The organism is Bifidobacterium choloepi (genome assembly GCF_010667615.1).
Lineage (GTDB): Bacteria > Actinomycetota > Actinomycetes > Actinomycetales > Bifidobacteriaceae > Bifidobacterium > Bifidobacterium choloepi.
In genome coordinates this window covers 1,066,095-1,082,784 of sequence record NZ_VYSG01000001.1, presented here as the reverse complement: position 1 = coordinate 1,082,784, position 16,690 = coordinate 1,066,095, and the positions used below count along the sequence as shown (strand labels likewise).

11 protein-coding genes are annotated in these 16,690 nt (G+C 66.1%); 10 read left to right on the top strand and 1 reads right to left on the bottom strand.

The window, feature by feature from the left end; all coding sequences use genetic code 11:
• The first annotated feature begins 166 nt into the window (after positions 1-166).
• The 3 genes from F6S87_RS04415 (at position 167) to F6S87_RS08715 (ending at position 4,275) form a co-directional block, all read left to right on the top strand.
• On the top strand, positions 167-1,462 hold the full coding sequence (locus F6S87_RS04415) for an ammonium transporter (RefSeq protein WP_163227381.1): 1,296 nt from the start codon (positions 167-169) through the stop codon (positions 1,460-1,462).
• A gap of 1 nt (position 1,463) precedes the next feature.
• Positions 1,464-1,802, top strand: a complete 339-nt coding sequence (locus tag F6S87_RS04410) for a P-II family nitrogen regulator (RefSeq protein WP_163227380.1) — start codon at positions 1,464-1,466, stop codon at positions 1,800-1,802.
• Between the two features lie 292 nt (positions 1,803-2,094).
• Positions 2,095-4,275, top strand: coding sequence for an HD domain-containing protein (locus F6S87_RS08715; protein WP_231129324.1), 2,181 nt, complete (start codon positions 2,095-2,097; stop codon positions 4,273-4,275).
• A 1,098-nt stretch (positions 4,276-5,373) separates the two neighbouring features.
• Here the strand turns inward: F6S87_RS08715 and F6S87_RS04400 are convergent.
• Positions 5,374-6,438, bottom strand: coding sequence for a hypothetical protein (locus F6S87_RS04400; RefSeq protein WP_163227379.1), 1,065 nt, complete (start codon positions 6,436-6,438; stop codon positions 5,374-5,376).
• A gap of 974 nt (positions 6,439-7,412) precedes the next feature.
• On the opposite strand from F6S87_RS04400, the gene dnaB reads away from it, so the two are divergent.
• The 7 genes from dnaB (at position 7,413) to upp (ending at position 16,514) form a co-directional block, all read left to right on the top strand.
• Positions 7,413-8,861 (top strand): replicative DNA helicase, encoded by a 1,449-nt coding sequence (gene dnaB, locus F6S87_RS04395; protein ID WP_163227378.1) that lies wholly within the window; start codon positions 7,413-7,415, stop codon positions 8,859-8,861.
• A gap of 171 nt (positions 8,862-9,032) precedes the next feature.
• Complete coding sequence (locus F6S87_RS04390; RefSeq protein ID WP_163227586.1) at positions 9,033-10,496, top strand: Mur ligase family protein; 1,464 nt, start codon at positions 9,033-9,035, stop codon at positions 10,494-10,496.
• A 79-nt stretch (positions 10,497-10,575) separates the two neighbouring features.
• Positions 10,576-11,328, top strand: coding sequence for a type 1 glutamine amidotransferase (locus tag F6S87_RS04385; RefSeq protein WP_163227377.1), 753 nt, complete (start codon positions 10,576-10,578; stop codon positions 11,326-11,328).
• Between the two features lie 217 nt (positions 11,329-11,545).
• Complete coding sequence (locus tag F6S87_RS04380) at positions 11,546-11,893, top strand: phasin family protein (RefSeq protein ID WP_163227376.1); 348 nt, start codon at positions 11,546-11,548, stop codon at positions 11,891-11,893.
• Between the two features lie 608 nt (positions 11,894-12,501).
• Positions 12,502-14,214: an ABC1 kinase family protein gene (locus tag F6S87_RS04375; protein WP_163227585.1), complete on the top strand. Its 1,713-nt coding sequence runs from the start codon at positions 12,502-12,504 to the stop codon at positions 14,212-14,214.
• Between the two features lie 104 nt (positions 14,215-14,318).
• The gene (locus F6S87_RS04370) at positions 14,319-15,383 is read left to right on the top strand and encodes a glycerophosphodiester phosphodiesterase family protein (RefSeq protein ID WP_163227375.1); all 1,065 of its coding nucleotides are present in this window, start codon (positions 14,319-14,321) and stop codon (positions 15,381-15,383) included.
• A gap of 489 nt (positions 15,384-15,872) precedes the next feature.
• Positions 15,873-16,514 carry a uracil phosphoribosyltransferase gene (gene upp, locus F6S87_RS04365; protein WP_163227374.1) on the top strand — a complete coding sequence of 214 codons (642 nt, stop codon included), beginning with the start codon at positions 15,873-15,875 and terminating at the stop codon, positions 16,512-16,514.
• Positions 16,515-16,690: the final 176 nt, after the last annotated feature.

The window sequence follows — 16,690 nt, the reverse complement described above, 5'->3', positions numbered from 1 at the left end:
TGTAACGAAACGAAAACGTCAATGGCGTTCGATTGGCAACCGTGAAGTTCCGCCGGGGCACGGCCCGACGGCGCGAACCACAACGCCAAGAAGAAAAAGGAAGCGCACGGCGCGGCGCAGGGCAAGGAACGCCGGCCGGCGCGAACTGGAAAAGGGAGGTAGACGCATGGGACAGCTTGATTCCGGAAATGCCGCGTGGATCCTGACATCCGCGTCGCTGGTGTTCCTGATGACGCCCGGCGTGGCGTTGTTCTACGGTGGCATGGTCCGCGCCAAGGCGGTGCTCAACATGCTCATCATGGAGGCGGCGGCGCTGTCCGTCACGATGATCATCTGGGGCCTGTGGGGCTGGTCGATCGCCTACGCGGGCCAGGACGTCGGCGGCATCTTCGGCGATCCGGCCACCGGGTTCCTACTGCGCGACACGATGGTCGCCGACAACGGAGTCTTCACGTCCGCATCGATCAACGACGACAACTATCCGGTCAGCTGCGACGTGGCGTTCCAGGCGGCGTTCGCGATGATCACCGTCGCGCTGATCTGCGGCGCGATCGCCGAACGCGTCAAGTACTCCACGTGGATGATCTTCGTCGCCCTGTGGGTGACGTTCGACTACGCGCCGATGGCGCACATGGTCTGGAACGGCGGCCTGCTGTCCGCCGAGGGCGCCATCTCGCAGGCGCTCGGCGCCCAGGCCCACGACTTCGCAGGCGGCACCGTCGTCCACATCAACGCCGCCGTCGCCGCGCTCATCATCGTCCTCATCATCGGCAAGCGCAAGGGCTTCGGCACCGAGCCGATGCGCCCGCACAACGTCCCGTTCGTCATGCTCGGCGCGTTCCTGCTGTGGTTCGGCTGGTTCGGCTTCAACGCCGGCTCCGCCTTCGCCGCCAACGGCACCGCCGGCTACGCCTGGGTCTCCACGTCGCTCGCCGCGGCCGCCGCCATGCTCGCCTGGGGTTTCACCGAAAAGATCCGCACCGGCCACTACACGGCGATGGGCGCCGCCTCGGGCATCGTCGCCGGCCTCGTCGCGATCACGCCGGCCGCCGACGTCGTCTCGCCGATCTGGGCGATCGTCCTCGGTGCCGTCGCCGGCGTCGTCACCTGCCTGGCCTGCGGCCTCAAGTACAAGCTTGGCTATGACGATTCGCTCGACGTCGTCGGCGTCCACGGCGTCGGCGGTCTCGTCGGCACCGTCGCCCTCGGCTTCGTGATGGAAGGCACCGGCCTGTTCTACTCCGGCAGCTGGCGACAGCTCGGCGTCCAGGTCATCATCGCCCTCCTCGCGATCGTCTTCTCCGCCGTCATCACGGCGATCATCGCCTTCGCGCTCGAGAAGACGATCGGCTGGCGCGTGACGCCGGCCCAGGAAGTCGCCGGCATCGACATGGCCGACCAGGGCGAACGCGCCTACGATTTTGCTGGCACCGCCAGCTCCGTCCTCAAGGAGATGAAGTGACATGAAGCTGATCACCGCTATCATCCAGCCCCATAAGCTCGACGAGGTCAAGGAAGCGCTCGCCGCCGCCGGCGTCCACGGCCTGACCGTCTCGGAAGCCAACGGCTACGGCCGCCAGCGCGGCCACACCGAGATCTACCGCGGCGCCGAATACACCGTCGACCTGATCCCGAAGATCCGCGTCGAGGTCATCGTCGACGACGCCGACGCCGAAACGCTCGTCGACGTCATCGTCAAGGCCGCCGCCACCGGCACGATCGGCGACGGCAAGGTCTGGGTCACGCCGCTCGACATGGTCGTGCGCGTGCGCACCGGCGAAACCGGTTCCGCCGCGATCTGATGTTTCGCGATCCCGCCGCCCGCCGGCGGGATTTTCGTATCCGGTGGTCCTGTGAACGGGCAAGCCCCTGGAGGGGGGGGCTGTCGAGGACGGCCGCTGATCGATGAATTACACGCTCGAGGCAAGCCCCCTGGAAGGGGGCTGTCGAGCGAAGCGAGACTGGGGGTCGACTTACGGAACGTAACCGCCGGCCCTGCGCAAGCCGACGTCCCGGTCTCGTCGCCTCTCGGTCTTTCTTTCGGGAAGTTTTTCTTTACAGGTACCAACGGCATCAAGGCAAAGGAAGGTGACGATGACTGCTCCGGCTTCTCCTTCGGTCTCCCTTGCATCCCTCGGGCAGACGCTGCTCGACCTGAGCAGGCCGGATACCGACGGCGTCTACCGCGACGGCCCGGCGAAACGGGCGGCGCGGACGGACGCGGCGATGACCGCGTTGCGGGGCCTGTGGGACGATGCCGTCGCGGCATCCGCCGACGCCGGCGCCCCGGTGCCGGAACGCGGCGTCGCGCTCGCGGCCGTCGGATCGCTGGCGCGCGGGCAGCTCGGGCCGTGCTCCGACCTCGATCTCGTGCTCGTGCATGCGGACGGATCGTTCGAAAGCGACGAACGACTCGCCGGATTTGCCAACCGGCTGTGGTATCCGGTGTGGGACGCGGGGCTCGGGCTCGACCACGCCGTGCGCACGCCGGCCGAGTGCGTCGGCGTGACCGGCCGCGACCTGCCGGCGGCGATGGGCTGGCTCGACGTCGTGCCGGTCGCCGGCGACGCCGGGCTCGTCGGCCGCACGGCGACGGCGATTCTCGACCGGTGGCGCAAGTCGGTGCGCAAGCGGCTGCCGGAACTGCTCGCGTCGGTGACGGCGCGGCAGGAACGATTCGGCCGGCTCGCCTACGTCAACCAGCCCGACGTCAAGGAGACGCGCGGTGGGCTGCGCGACACGGTGCTGCTCGCCGGCATCGCCGCGTCGTGGCTCGCCGACCGGCCGCACGGCCGCTACGACGACGCCGTCGAGCGGCTGCTCGACGTGCGCGACTGCATTCATCTGGCCACGCGGCGCGACACCAACCTGCTGCTCGCCGGCTACCAGCCGGCCGTCGCCGCGATGCTCGGCCTCGCCGACCCGACGCTGCCCGACGGCATGCGGGAAGCCAAGTCGATCGACGACCTGCAGACCCTGCTCGCCCATCTCGGCCGCGCCATCGCGTTCGGCCTCGACTCGACGGCCTCGCGTGCCGCCCGCACGCTCGTGCACGACAGGCCGCGGTTCTCGTTCTTCCAGATACGATCCCCGCGTGCCGGCGGCCGCCGCGAAGCCCCGAAATTCGACGTCGTCGCCCCGGGCGTGGCGCTCCACGAAGGGGAAATCGTGCTGGCGCCGGGCGTGAGCGTGGACGGTTCGGCGGTCGGCGGAGCCGTTGCCGTTGGCTCGGTCGGGACGGCCGCCGAGGCCGCCGTCGCGCCGGCGAAGGGGCTCGTGCTCGAACGGGAGCCGCTGCTGCCGCTGCGGGCCGCCGTCGAGGCGGCGAAGCGGGGGCTGTCGATCAACACGTCGACGCTCGTCAACCTGCGGCGCGCGCTGGCCGGCGGCGTGACCTGGAACGACGAGGCGCGCCGGCTGTTCGTCGAGCTGCTCGGGTACGGCCCGGCGCTGCTGCAGACCTGGGAGGAACTCGATTTCGTCGACATTCCCTCCCGCTGGATGCCTGAATGGTCGGCGATCCGCAACCGTCCCAGCGCCAGCGCCGCCCACCGCTTCACGATCGACCGCCACATGGTCGAGGTGACGAGCCGGCTGGCTTCCTCTTCAGATACTCACTCTCCAGGCACCCCGTCTTCAGATACCCACTCTCCAGATACCCGTTCTTTACGTATTCCCTCTTTAAATACCCATTCTCCAGATATTCATTCTCCAGATACCCATTCTCTAGGCGCCCACTCTTCAGCCACTCCCTCTTCGACCATCCGTTCTTTACACACCCCCTCTTTAGAGGGGGTCGGAACTGCGAAGCGGTTCCGGGGGGAGTCCCCGGCGGATCGTTCCAATTTCTCTTGCCGTACCGCCTACGATTCCTTCCACCGTCAGGCCCTGCTGCTCGCCGGCATCCTGCACGATATCGGCAAGCGGCCCGGCGTGACCGATCACGCCGCCGAGGGCGCGAAGCACGCCCGCGCCATTCTGCGGCGCATGGGCTTCGACGGGGCGACCGTCGATCTCGTGACATTGCTTGTCCGCGAGCACATGACGCTGTCGCAATGCGCGCAGACCAGGTCGCCGGCCGAGGGCGGCCGGATCGTCGCCGACGCCGTCCGCCACGATCCGGTCGTCCTTGACATGCTGTTCGACCTGACCCGCGCCGACATGTGCTCGCTCGGCGCGACGTCCGGCGAATCGATCTCCGGCCAGCTGGGCTGGAGCAACTGGCACGCCCAGCTCGTCACCGCGATGGCCGCCGCCGCCCGCGACGCGCTGTGAATCGTCACCGCGATGGCCACGAGTCGCCGATGGTCACGAGTTGCCGGTTGGCTGCGAGGCGCTGGTTGTCTGCGAGGCGCTGGTTGGCCGCGAGTCGCTGGTCGGCCGCGAGACATGGTGACTTGACGCCCGCGATCCGTGAACTTCCTGATCTGGCGGTCGTCGCGGCGGCAGCCTTTCCGGTAACGGCGGCCGTCGGCGCCGATACCCCCGTGCGATTTTGGAAATGCGACAGTCATGTCTAAACACGCGCGGAGTGGAGAATGTGGATGGAGAATTCCCCAAAAACACCGACTTATCCACAATCTGGGGATAAGGACGTGGAAAACTTTCTCATTTATCCACAATGCGGGGATAACTATGGGGAAAACTGGGGGATAAGGTTATCCACACCTTCCAGTTCCCGTCATCCCGATTTGCAGATTTGAAGAAACGGTGTTACAAGCTGCGCTTTCAGTTTCTCAAGTGTCGAGAAATGAACACTGATCTGTCCGCAATCGTTATGGACACAACATGGATAAAACTCGGTCGCGTCGATTCGCTCAACTCCGGCTACGACCTGTTCGCAATCGTTATGGATAAAACCGTTTCCGTAACTCGGCAATATTTCGAACGACAATCGGCCAGTTGCCGTTATGAATGAGCCCGTGCTGAAAGGACGGCAGTATTTCGAACGAAAAACAGCCTTCCTGCGTTATTGACGGGGCCGCAGTGGCTGACTGGAATTTTTTTGAACGAAAAACAACTGGTTGGTGTTACTTATGAAGCCAGGGGACGGCATCGGAAATATTTTGAACGATTCTTCGGGAAGAATCGTTCAAAATATTGCTGTCGGTACGAGGCGGCGTTTTATGTAACAGTTTTATGTAACGACGGGGTGGTGCCGAGTAGGGGCAATGTCGGGTGACGGGGAGCCGGCGTCGGGTACGTGGGAACGAGGTCGGGTGACGGGAGCCGGCGTCGGGTACGCGGGAACAAGATCGGGCAGGAGAGACAGAGGTAAACAGCGGTAAGCTGCCATCTCGTTTCATCCTGTGACTTCTCGTCTCGTCGCTCGTCCTCCCACGTCGCTCTGCGCCTTGCGCTCGTCACCCGCGGTCACATCTCATTGCGCAGCAGGGCGAGTTCGGTGTCGACGACCAGCAGCCGCGAGCCGACCGGCGCCGACAGCCGGGGAACGCCGGCGGCGAGCATCTTCGCGATCATCGGCTGCCGTTCGAAGACTTCCTTCATCGTCAGCCGGAAGATCGTCGTCACTCCCCAGCCGTACAGTTGCCGCTCCCGCTCGACGACGTCGTGGGAAATTTCCTCCGTCGACCGGCCGCGCGTCATCGTCGGGTCGGTGAGCTTGACGGCGCCGTCGAGCTCGCCGACGATGATGACGCCGTTCGGCAGTTCCCAGCAGAAATCGACGTCGCGGTAACCGCGCGTGCAGCTCGCGTTCGGGAACCGCCGCTGAAGCGTTGGCGGCGGGAACCCCTCCTCGATCATGACGGCGCGGGTGAACGACTCGCCGCCGTTCATGCTCCTGCCGTCGACGTACCGGAGCAGCTGCTCGACCGCCGGCATCGCCGCGCGAACCTGCTGTGCTTCGCGGAGAACGGCGGAACGATCGAGCTTGCCGGCCCGTTCGGCCGAGTCCCAGATCGCGAGCGCGTTCGGGAACGGCTCGAGGACGGCGGCGTCGACGAGCGTGCGCGTCACCGTCGTCGCGTGGCGTCCGTCGCGCGCGGTGACGGTCACGTCGCTCCATCGCTCCTTCGGAATGGCGATTCGCACCTGTCGGCGCCCGAACGGCGTGGCGTCGGCGTCGTGCAGGTGCGCGAGCGGCGTGCCGTGATCGGGTACCAGCGTGAAGATGCCCGGCCGCTGAATATCGAACTGGTATTCGAGATGGTGGAGCGCGACGGCCGTGGGGCCGGCGAACACGGTTTCCGGCCGCCGCAGTGCGATCGCGCGCGTGGTCCACTCGATCTGTTCAGTGACCGTCAGCGACGACCAAATCGCCGGCGACGTGAACAGCGAGCGGTACGGTGACGTCAGCTCGCCCCTGGCAAGGCGCCGGCTGACGGCCATCCGGTCCGCCTCCGTCTCGGTGTACGCCAGTCGGCGCTCGCGCCGGCTCGTTTCCAGCATCCGCTGGATGCGTGCGTCGCAACCCATCTTGGCGCTCCTTTCTCTCTTTTTCGAATGATCCTCACGCTAGGATCATTCCCGTCGCCACGCCGACTTCGTGGATCGATGTGTGCGGATGCGTCGGTTTCCACAATGACTGCCTGTTCCCTGCCGCCATTGACGTCCACCGACGCTGACGATGGGCTGTGACATGGCAGGCGGCTGGCTGGTGTTACGGATGGTCCTGTGCCGTTGGAATGGAAGATTATTGAACGATTCTGGCGGGAGAATCGTTCGGAATTCTGCCGGGTACATGTCGGCGGGACTTATGTAACGGAACGGAACCGGTTTTTGTTCGGAATTCTGCCGAGTGCATGTCGGCGGGACTTATGTAACGGAACGGAACCGGTTTTTGTTCGGAATCGTTCCGCCCGTCGATGACGGAATTTTGAGTAACGAAAAACGACTGTTTGACGTTACGGATTGGTCCTCGAGAGGGACTCGGAAATATTCTGAACGATTCTGCCGCAGGAATCGTTCGAAATACTGCCAATAAGGCGGAGCGGGAGAACGCTGAACGAAATTGACGGCGCGGGCATGACGATGGGACGGTGGTGACGGCGCGGACGTGACGATGGAACGGTGGTGACGGCGCGGGCATGATGGTAGGGACAGTGGTGATGGTGCGGGCGCGACGGTGGTGACGACGGGGGACGGCGGTGACGGTGGTGACGGCGGGGACGGCGGTGACAGTTGGTCACGGTTCCTGCTTGCGGAACGTGACTGATCATCGGTTCCGAGTTGGGAATGACGGTCGGTCATGATTTTGACGGGAGAATCGTGACAGATTGTCGGTTGTAAGTTGGGATTGACAATTGGGCACGATTCCCGCGGAGAAATCGTGGCCGAACGTCATCGCAACCGTCCGCCCGCTCATCCGCCCAACCGTCCACCCAACCGTCCACCCAACTGTCACATCGGCGAACTGTCGGGTCAGCAGGCTGATCGCTATACTCGAACGTATGGCTGATTCCTCCTTTACCCCCAGGTCGTCGTATGCCCGCGACGACGGCGCGTACGCCGGCGGATCCGGCGCCCGTGCCGGCCGCGGCGACGGTTCCGCGAACAACGCGACGCTGTTCGACCGCGTGCCGCCGCACGACGACAACGCCGAGATGGCGGTGCTCGGCGGCATGCTGATGAGCAAGGACGCAATCGGCGAAGTGACGCAGATGATCGAGGTCTCCGACTTCTACCAGCCGAAGCACCAGACGATCTACGAATCGATCATCGACATGTTCTCGAAGTCGCAGCCGGTCGACGCCGTCCTCGTCGCGAACCGGCTCGCCGACGAGGGCAACCTCGAGAAGGTCGGCGGCACCGATTACCTGCAGAGCCTGCTGTCGTCGGTCCCGACGGCCGCCAACGCGACCTACTACGCCGAGATCGTCCACCAGCGCGCCATCCTGCGGCAGGTCATCGCCGCCGGCACGAAGATCGCGCAGCTCGGCTACAGCGCCGAGGGCGCGCAGGCCGAAGACATCGTCAACCTCGCGCAGTCGGAAGTCTATGAAATGGGCGCCGGCCGCGTGCGCCAGGATTACTCGCCGATCCAGTCGGTCGTCGAGGAGGCGCTCGAGCAGATCGACAAGATCCAGAAGGGCGAGTTGCAGAAGGGCGTGCCGACCGGCTTCCGCGACATCGACGAGGTGACGCAGGGCCTGCAGCCGGGCCAGATGATCGTCGTCGCCGGACGCCCGGCGATGGGCAAGTCGACGCTCGGCATCGACTTCGCGCGCGCCGCCGCGCTCCATCACGGCATGACGTCGGTCGTCTTCAGCCTCGAGATGAGCAAGGTCGAGCTCGCGCAGCGCATCATCTCGGCCGAGACGAACATTCCGCTCGCGGCCATGCGCCACGCCGAGGACATCACGATCGAGCGCTGGGACACGCTCAACAAGTTCTTCACGAAGCTCGAGAACGCGCCGCTGTTCATCGACGATTCGCCGAACATGTCGCTGATGGAAATCCGCGCGAAGTGCCGCCGGCTCAAGCAGACGAACGACTTGAAACTCGTCGTCATCGACTACCTCCAGCTGATGAGCTCCGGCAAGCAGGAGGAAAGCCGCGAGAAGGAAGTCTCCGGCTTCTCGCGCGCGCTCAAGCTGCTCGCCAAGGAGCTCGAGGTGCCGGTCGTCGCGCTGAGCCAGCTCAACCGCAATTCGGAAATGAGAAACGACAAGAAGCCGCAGCTGTCCGACCTGCGCGAGTCGGGCTCGATCGAGCAGGACGCCGACGTCGTCTTCCTCGTCCACCGCCCGGATTTCTACGACAAGGAAGACCGGCCCGGCGAGGCGGATATCATTATGGCCAAGCACCGCAACGGCCCGACGGACACGTTCCATCTCGCCTTCCTCGGTGCGAACTCGAAGTTCAAGGACATGCCGCAGGATTATCAGCAGGGAGTGTGAGTCACGTTGGCAAAGTCTTCGGAAACGACCGGGAACGATTCCCGCGACACTGGCGAGCCGCGAAACACGGCCGGTTCGCGTGACGGCGCGGCCGCCGGCGCCGGCCAGTCCGCCGCCGGCAGCGCGGCCGACGCCGCGCTCGAGGCGCGCCTGAACCGCCGCCCCTGGCACATGTTCGCCACGCCGCTGATCGGCAAGGCCGTGCGCGTCGCCTCGCGACTGACGCATCACGGCGGCTCGGCGTTCCCCGGCAAGGTCGTCGAGCGGATCGACCCCGGATTCCTGCGCCGCACGCTCGGCCGGCTGCCGCTCGGCGTCGTCCTCGTCTCCGGCACGAACGGCAAGACGACGACCACGCGCATGGTCGCGACGATGCTCGAGGAACTCGGCCTCAAGGTGTTCACAAACCCGACCGGCTCGAACTTCACGCGCGGCGTCGTCTCGTCTGTCCTGGAACAGTGCTCGCTGGCCGGCCACGTCGACGCCGACATCGCCGTCCTCGAGCTCGACGAGGCCTACGCCGTCCACTTCGTGAAGCAGGCGAAGCCCCGCTACGCGCTGCTGCTCAACGTCATGCGCGACCAGCTCGACCGCTTCGGCGAGATCGACAACACGGCCCGGCTGCTCGCCCATGTCGCCGCCGCGACGACCGGCACCGTCGTGCTCAACCGCGAGGATCCGCGCATCGCCGCGCTCGAGGCCGACGTCCACGACGGCGTCGACGTCAAGTGGTTCGGCCTGTCGGACAAGCTGCGGCCGTTCTTCCCGTCCGACGACGAGATGGCGACGACGGTCGCCTCGCAGGCGGCCGCCGCCGACCGCGCGGCCGGCGAGACGTCGGTGCTCGCCAACTCGGAAGAGGCCGGCTCGGCTCCCGAGCTCGTGAACGATTCCTCCGTCGACATGGTGCCCGCGGACGTGACGCTGCTCGACGTCGGCGACCACCGGGTCACGCTCGACATCGACGGCGAGACCGAGACGACGGCCGTCAGGCTCGAGGGCGTCTACAACCTGTTCAACGCGGCCGCCGCGCTGACCGTCGTGCGCGCCGTGCAGCACGATGTCTACGATGCCGCCGTCGTGCGCAAGGCGTCCGGCCGCCTGCCGCGGCGTCGCGTCGCCGCGTTCATCGAGCGCGCCCGCAAGCTCGCGAAGGCCACTGTCGCCGATGAACTCAAGGCATTGTCGACGGTGACGCCGGCGTTTGGTCGCGGCGAGACGATCGACGTCGACGGCACGCCGGTCGAGCTGCTGCTCGTCAAGAACCCGATGGGCTTCCGGCTGTCGCTCGCGTCGTTCCCGCCGGACGGCGCCGAGACGATGATCTGCATCAACGACGAGTACGCCGACGGCCGCGACATGAGCTGGCTGTGGGACGTCGACTTCACGTCGCTCAGGGACACCGGCGTCGCCGCCGTGTCCGGCGTCAGGGCGTACGACATGAAGCTGCGCCTCGAATACGACCAGGTCGCCGTCGCCCGCGCCGGCACCGAACTCGAGGACGACGTCGTCATGTTCGTCAAGTCGAACCCCGGCGTCCCGAAGCACATCTACTGCACGTACACGGCCATGCTCAGGGCCCGCGCCGCGCTCGGCCGGATCGCCAGCGTCAGCGACGCCGGCGTCGGCAAGTGAGCCGGACGGCCGGATCCCGAGGCCGGATCGCACGGTCGAATCGTGCAAATTTTCCAACCAATGAAGAGAAGGTGGGCGGATGACGAACCGCGACATTGACATCGTCTCGCTGTATCCGAAGGACATGAACATCTACGGCGACTCCGGCAACGTGCTGACGGTGAGCCGGCGGCTGGAGCTGTACGGCTACGATCCGCACATCCATGCCTACAACCAGAACGATCCGTGGCCCGAGCACGTCGACCTCATCCTCGGCGGCGGCGGCCAGGACACCGGCCAGAAGAAGATCACGGCCGACTTCTTCCGCCGCGCCGAGCTGCTGCGCGGCCTCGCCGGGGACGGCGTGCCGATGCTCGTCATCTGCGGCCTGTACCAGCTGTTCGGCGACTTCTTCGAGACCGTCGACGGCGCGCGCCTCGAGGGCATCGGCATCATCCCGTCGTTCACGAAGGGCCGCGACGTGAGGATGATCGGCAACCTCGTCGAGCAATCTGACGAGTTCGGACAAATTGTCGGCTATGAAAACCATTCCGGCCAGACGTTCCTGCGCGAGGGCGTCCAGCCGCTCGGCCACGTCGCCGGCGAGGGCATGGGCAACAACGGCGAGGACCATACCGAAGGCGCCCGCGTCCACAACGTCATCGGCACCTACATGCACGGCTCGCTGCTGCCGAAGAACCCGAAGATCGCCGACTTCCTGATCACGACCGCCGCCGAACGGCGCTACGGCAAGTTCGAACCCGTGCAGACCGACGACCAGAAGGCCGCCCTCGAGGAGCTCGACCGCACCGCCGAGCAGGCCCGCTCCGTCGCCATCGGCCGTCCGCGGTAGCCGCCGCCCCGCTCGCGTGGCCGCCTGGCCGCCTCTTGCATGTCACAATCCCCGGGATCCGATCCCGGGGATTGTGACATGCGGGGGAGAAACGTGGGGGCGGGGTCGTCGTTCGCCGGTGTTGAAACGGTGGGCGAGGGGGACCGCTGGCGGCCGATTTCGGGTAGAGTTGGGGGCGTGCGGCATGCCCGCGCACAACCTTTGGAAGGGGCTTGAGATGGCAGATAACAACAACGACGTGTTCGGCGGCCTCGGCGAAGGCCTGCACAAGGTGTTCCTGGCCGGTGTCGGCGCGCTCGCGACGAGTGCCGAGAAGGGCCGCGAGATCATCGACGACCTGGTCAAGAAGGGCGAGCTGACCGTCGAGCAGGGCAAGCAGCTCAACTCCGAGCTGCAGCACAAGGCCGACGAGAAGAAGGACACGCTTCGCGACAAGGCGAAGGACGCCAACGAGACGATGAAGAACGCGGCCGCCGGCCTGCGCGAAACGGCCAAGCCGACGAAGACGGCCGAGGCCGAGGGCGACGAGCTCGCCGAGGAAACCGAAGAGGAAGAGAACCTCTGAGCTTGGCGAAGCGCAACCACAGGCACCACGTCTCCCGGCGCAAGCGCCGGGCCGAACAGGCCGCTGCCGAGCAGCGCGCCGAGGAACAGGCCGAGAAGGACTCGCTCGAACGGTATGCCGACAAGATGGGCATGCCGGTCGACATCGATCGGGAGACGAAGCCGGTGGCCGGCATTGACGTCGAGTCGTCCGCGGACGACTCCGGCGTCGACGCCGGACCGCTGCATGTCGCGGACGACGCCCTGCGCGGTGCCGTCCGCGGCGTGCGTCATGACGCCGACGACCTCGAGCGGGCCGTCGGCGACCTCGTCGACGATCTCGACGGCCACCGGCGCGAGAACGGCCCGCTGTCGTTCGACCGCGCCGCCGACGAGGGGACGCTCGACGACGAGGCCCGCGACCCGTCGTCGGATTATCGGGACTGGGACGATCCGTCCTACTGGGCGAAGCGCGAGGCCGAATCGAAGGCCTCGGCCAGCGGAAAAGCTGGCGCGAAGACCGGCAAGAAGACGGCCAGGAAGGCGAAGGACGGGGACGCCTCGGCGGCGGATGAATCGACGGACGAATCGTCGCAAGCTTCCGCTCCGCCACGCCAGCCGCAGCCGTACATGACCGGCATGCACGACACGTCCGGCGACTCGATTCCGCGGCGCGGCGAGGCCAACGAGACGATCGGGCTGTTCGGCACGCACCGCCAGTCGTTCTCCGAGGAATACCACCTGACCAGGCTCAGCAAGGCCAAGCGCCTGCGCCAGATCATGCACATCGCGATGCACTACGACGTGCTCAAGGGCCTGACGCCGGTGCGCATGCGGCTCATGCTCGAGGCGCTCGGCCCGACGTTCGTCAAGGTCGGCCAGATCCTGTCGATGCGCTCCGAAATCCTGCCGCAGTCATTTTGCGACGAGCTCGCGCTGCTGCGCGCCAACGCCGACCCGATGCCGTACGGCGTGGTGCTGCAGACGCTCGAGCACGAATACGGCCGGCCGGTCGGCGAGATCTTCGAGCACATCGACACGACGCCGCTCGGTTCCGCGTCGCTCGCGCAGGTCCATCGCGCCACGCTGAAGACCGGCGAGGACGTCGCGATCAAGGTGCAGCGCCCCGGCGTGCGCGAGACGATGGCCGAGGACGTCTCGATCATGCGCTCGATCGCGAGGGGTGCGACGAAGATCATGCACAACGCGCAGATCGTCGACTTCCAGGGCGTCGTCGAGGAGCTCTGGGAGACGTTCGAGGAGGAGACCGACTTCCTCAACGAGGCGCGCAACCTGTGCGAATTCAAGCGGTTCTGCCGCGACTACTCCTACATGGACTGCCCGACGCCGTACGTCGACCTGTGCACCGAGCACGTGCTCGTCATGGAATACATCGACGGCATCGGCATGGCCCGCACCGCCGAGCTCGAGGCCGACGGCTACTCGCTCAAGGAAATCGGCACGAAGCTCGTCGACAACTACGCCTCGCAGATCCTCGACGTCGGCTTCTTCCACGCCGACCCGCATCCCGGCAACATCATGATCCGCGGCGGCAAGATCGTGCTCATCGACCTGGGCATGACCGGCCGGCTCGACGCGCCCACGCGCGGCGCGCTGAAGCAGATGCTGTTCGCCGTCGCCAAGCAGGACTCGCCGCAGCTCGCCAACGCGCTGCTGCGATTCGCCGGCACCGGCGCCGACGCGGCCGACTATCCGGAACTGCTCGCCGACCTCGACGGCATCGTCAAGGAATTCGGCACCGTCGACCTCGCCGACCTCAACCTCGCCGACTTCCTGCAGTCGCTGACGTCGCTGGCGCGCCGCCACGGCATCGAGGTGCCGAGCTCGGTGACGACGGTCGGCCGCGCGCTGGTGACGCTGGAAGGCACGCTCGACGAGTTCATTCCGGACGTCAACATGATCCAGATCATTTCCCGGCACATCGCCGGCGCCAAGTCGACGAAGCAGCGCGTCGTCGACGACCTGAAGTCGCTCGCCGTCGAGAGCCACGAGGCCCTGCACAGCTCGCTGCGCACGATGAGGGAGACGGAGACGGCGCTGCGCATGCTCACGCGCGGCGAACTGCGGCTCAACGCCGAGGTCGTCGGTTCCGAGGAACCGATCCAGCAGCTCTCCGACATGGTCAACCGCCTGACGATGGCGCTCATCGTCGTCGGCCTGTTTGTCGGCTCGTCGATCGTCTACTTCGCCGGCATGAAGCCGATCATCTTCGGCATCCCGGTCGTCGGGTTCATGGGCTATGTCGTCGCGTTCGTGCTGTCGGTGTGGATCGTTCTCGACATCATTTCCAAGAGTCGTGCCAACAGGAAACGTCGAAAATAACCGGCTTACGCTGTAAGCCGGCCTTCACCCGACGCCATGGTTTCCCGGCTACGCTACCAAATCAGGCAACCGTGGCGCCCTGGAGAATGGAAACGAGGACACAGATGGCGAAAACGATGAAGAAACTGCTGATCGGCGGCACTCTGGCCGCCGGCGCCGCGCTGTGGGCGACGATGCCGCGCACCCATGGCAACAAGCGCGCAAACTACGTTCCGACGATGCCGAACGTCATGTACGCCCACCGCGGCCTGCACGACGCCGGCAGCGGCCTGTCCCAGCAGTACGCCGGCGAAAGCGGCGCCTACGTGGCGCTCGCGCGCCGCATGGCGATGAAGGCAGGCTTCGGCACGCCGGACGAGCCGGGCCCGATCGCGCCGGAGAACTCGCTCGCCGCGTTCGCGGCGGCCGCCGAGGCCGGCTTCGGCATGGAACTCGACGTCCAGCTGACGCTCGACGGCAAGGTCGTCGTCTGCCACGATCCCGACCTCGCCCGCGTGGCCGGCGACCCGCGGCTCATCCGCGACCTGACCTACGACGAGCTCGTCCGCATCCCGCTGTTCCCGACCTGCGCGCCGGGCGCCGAGAAGGCCCCGCTGCTGCCGGGCGCCGACGAGAATCCGCCGCTCGTGACGACGCCCGACCAGGCGCCGACAGGCTACTACCAGCACGTGCCGCTGCTCGAGGACGTCCTGCAGGTCGTCGCCGGCCGCACGCCGATCATCGTCGAGTTCAAGTTCGCCGACCCGCGCCAGTGGGACGACCGCGACGAGGAGCTCATGGAACACGCTTCCGACCTGCTGCACGCGTACAGCGGTCCGTACGTTGTCGAATCGTTCAGCCCGATCGCGATGAACTGGTACCGCACGCACTATCCGGAAGTCTGCCGCGGCCAGCTCGCCGAGGACACGAGCTTCACGAAGAACCCGGGCGAATGGCTCGCCGGCATGCTCGGCTTCAACTGGCTGTCGCGGCCGGACTTCGTCGCCTACGACTACCGCGACGGCGACAAGACGCCACTGCGGTTCGACCGCTCGATGGGCGCGCTCGCCGTCGCCTGGACGGTGCGCTCGAGCGACGAGCTCGACTACGCGTTGCCGTACTTCGACCGCTACATCTTCGAGGCGTTCGTGCCGACGATCAAGCCCGACGAGGTGAAGATCGAGAGCTGAGCCGCGAACCGCCGACGGGGCCGGCGTGGAATTTCCGCGGGACGGCGGAACCGTGGCGGCCGGACCGGATGGCCGGACCGTGACGGTTGGACCGGATGGCCCGGCTACGCGAATGCATTGCGCGACGGAGCCATGCGACCGAACCATGCGACCGGCGCGGCCGACGCCGTGAAGATCGCGCGGGGGAGAGGCATGCCGGAGCGGAAGGGACTTCCGCTCCGGCATGTCGCATGTACAATGGAAGGTCGCGTCGGGCCGTGCATAGCCCCGGGCTCCATTTTCTGCCGCTGCGAGCGGCCTGTGCGCCGACATGGCGCTTTCTCGGTCCGGCGCTTTTCCTTTCCCTTTCCTTTTCTTCCTTCTTTTTCTTCTCTCTTTTCTTTCCCGTTCACGATCCGCCTTCGGCGTGTCTTGGCCGCCGATCCGCCGGCACGGGTGTCCGATTTTTCGCGCTTCGTTTCTTCCAGTCGTGGGCTTACTCTGGAAGACATGGAACTTCAAGTTTTGGATCACCCGCTCGTCGAGCACAAGCTCACGATTCTGCGCGACAAGAACACGTCCTCCTCCACTTTCCGCAATCTCGTCTCCGAGCTCGTCATGCTCGAGGCCTACGAAGCCACCCGCAACCTCGACGTCGTCGACAAGCCGATCGAGACGCCGGTCGCCCCGATGGTCGGCAAGGCCATCGCCAAGCCGGTCCCGATCATCGTCCCCGTCCTGCGCGCGGGCCTCGGCATGCTCGACGGCATGATGAAGATGATGCCGTCCGCCGAAGTCGGCTTCCTCGGCATGAAGCGCGACGAAGAGCATCCGACCCAGCAGATCACCTATGCGAACCGCCTGCCCGAAGACCTCAGCGGTCGCCAGTGCTTCCTGATCGACCCGATGCTGGCCACCGGCGGCACGCTCGTCGCCGCCACGCACTACCTCGCCGAACGCGGTGCCAAGGATGTCACCGCCGTCTGCATCATTGCCGCGCCGGAAGGCATCGAGTACGTCCAGCAGAAGATCGACCCGTCGATCGACTTCAAGGTCGTCGTCTGCGCCGTCGACGAGAAGCTCAACGACAAGAGCTACATCGTCCCGGGCCTCGGCGACGCCGGCGACCGCCTGTACGGCGTCATCGACTGACCTCGGCCGGACCTCCGGCTCGTCCAGGTCCGGGTTGCCGGGCGGCGACCGTCCGGTCGGCTCGACCGGTCCAGGATCCGGTCCAATGCGAAGCGGCGCCCCTCCTTCGGGAGGGGCGCCGCTCGTCGTGGACGCCGCCGGGACGATGTGTGACGGCCCGGACAGCGGAAGACCCG

Excerpts from the sequence above, each read along its gene's own strand:
- F6S87_RS04410 (WP_163227380.1), top strand. The coding sequence starts at position 1,464 with ATGAAGCTGATCACCGCTATCATCCAGCCCCATAAGCTCGACGAGGTC.
- F6S87_RS04380 (WP_163227376.1), top strand. The coding sequence starts at position 11,546 with ATGGCAGATAACAACAACGACGTGTTCGGCGGCCTCGGCGAAGGCCTG.
- F6S87_RS04415 (WP_163227381.1), top strand. The coding sequence starts at position 167 with ATGGGACAGCTTGATTCCGGAAATGCCGCGTGGATCCTGACATCCGCG.
- dnaB (WP_163227378.1), top strand. The coding sequence starts at position 7,413 with ATGGCTGATTCCTCCTTTACCCCCAGGTCGTCGTATGCCCGCGACGAC.
- F6S87_RS04390 (WP_163227586.1), top strand. The coding sequence starts at position 9,033 with ATGTTCGCCACGCCGCTGATCGGCAAGGCCGTGCGCGTCGCCTCGCGA.
- F6S87_RS04400 (WP_163227379.1), bottom strand. The coding sequence starts at position 6,438 with ATGGGTTGCGACGCACGCATCCAGCGGATGCTGGAAACGAGCCGGCGC.
- upp (WP_163227374.1), top strand. The coding sequence starts at position 15,873 with ATGGAACTTCAAGTTTTGGATCACCCGCTCGTCGAGCACAAGCTCACG.
- F6S87_RS04375 (WP_163227585.1), top strand. The coding sequence starts at position 12,502 with ATGACCGGCATGCACGACACGTCCGGCGACTCGATTCCGCGGCGCGGC.
- F6S87_RS08715 (WP_231129324.1), top strand. The coding sequence starts at position 2,095 with ATGACTGCTCCGGCTTCTCCTTCGGTCTCCCTTGCATCCCTCGGGCAG.
- F6S87_RS04385 (WP_163227377.1), top strand. The coding sequence starts at position 10,576 with ATGACGAACCGCGACATTGACATCGTCTCGCTGTATCCGAAGGACATG.
- F6S87_RS04370 (WP_163227375.1), top strand. The coding sequence starts at position 14,319 with ATGGCGAAAACGATGAAGAAACTGCTGATCGGCGGCACTCTGGCCGCC.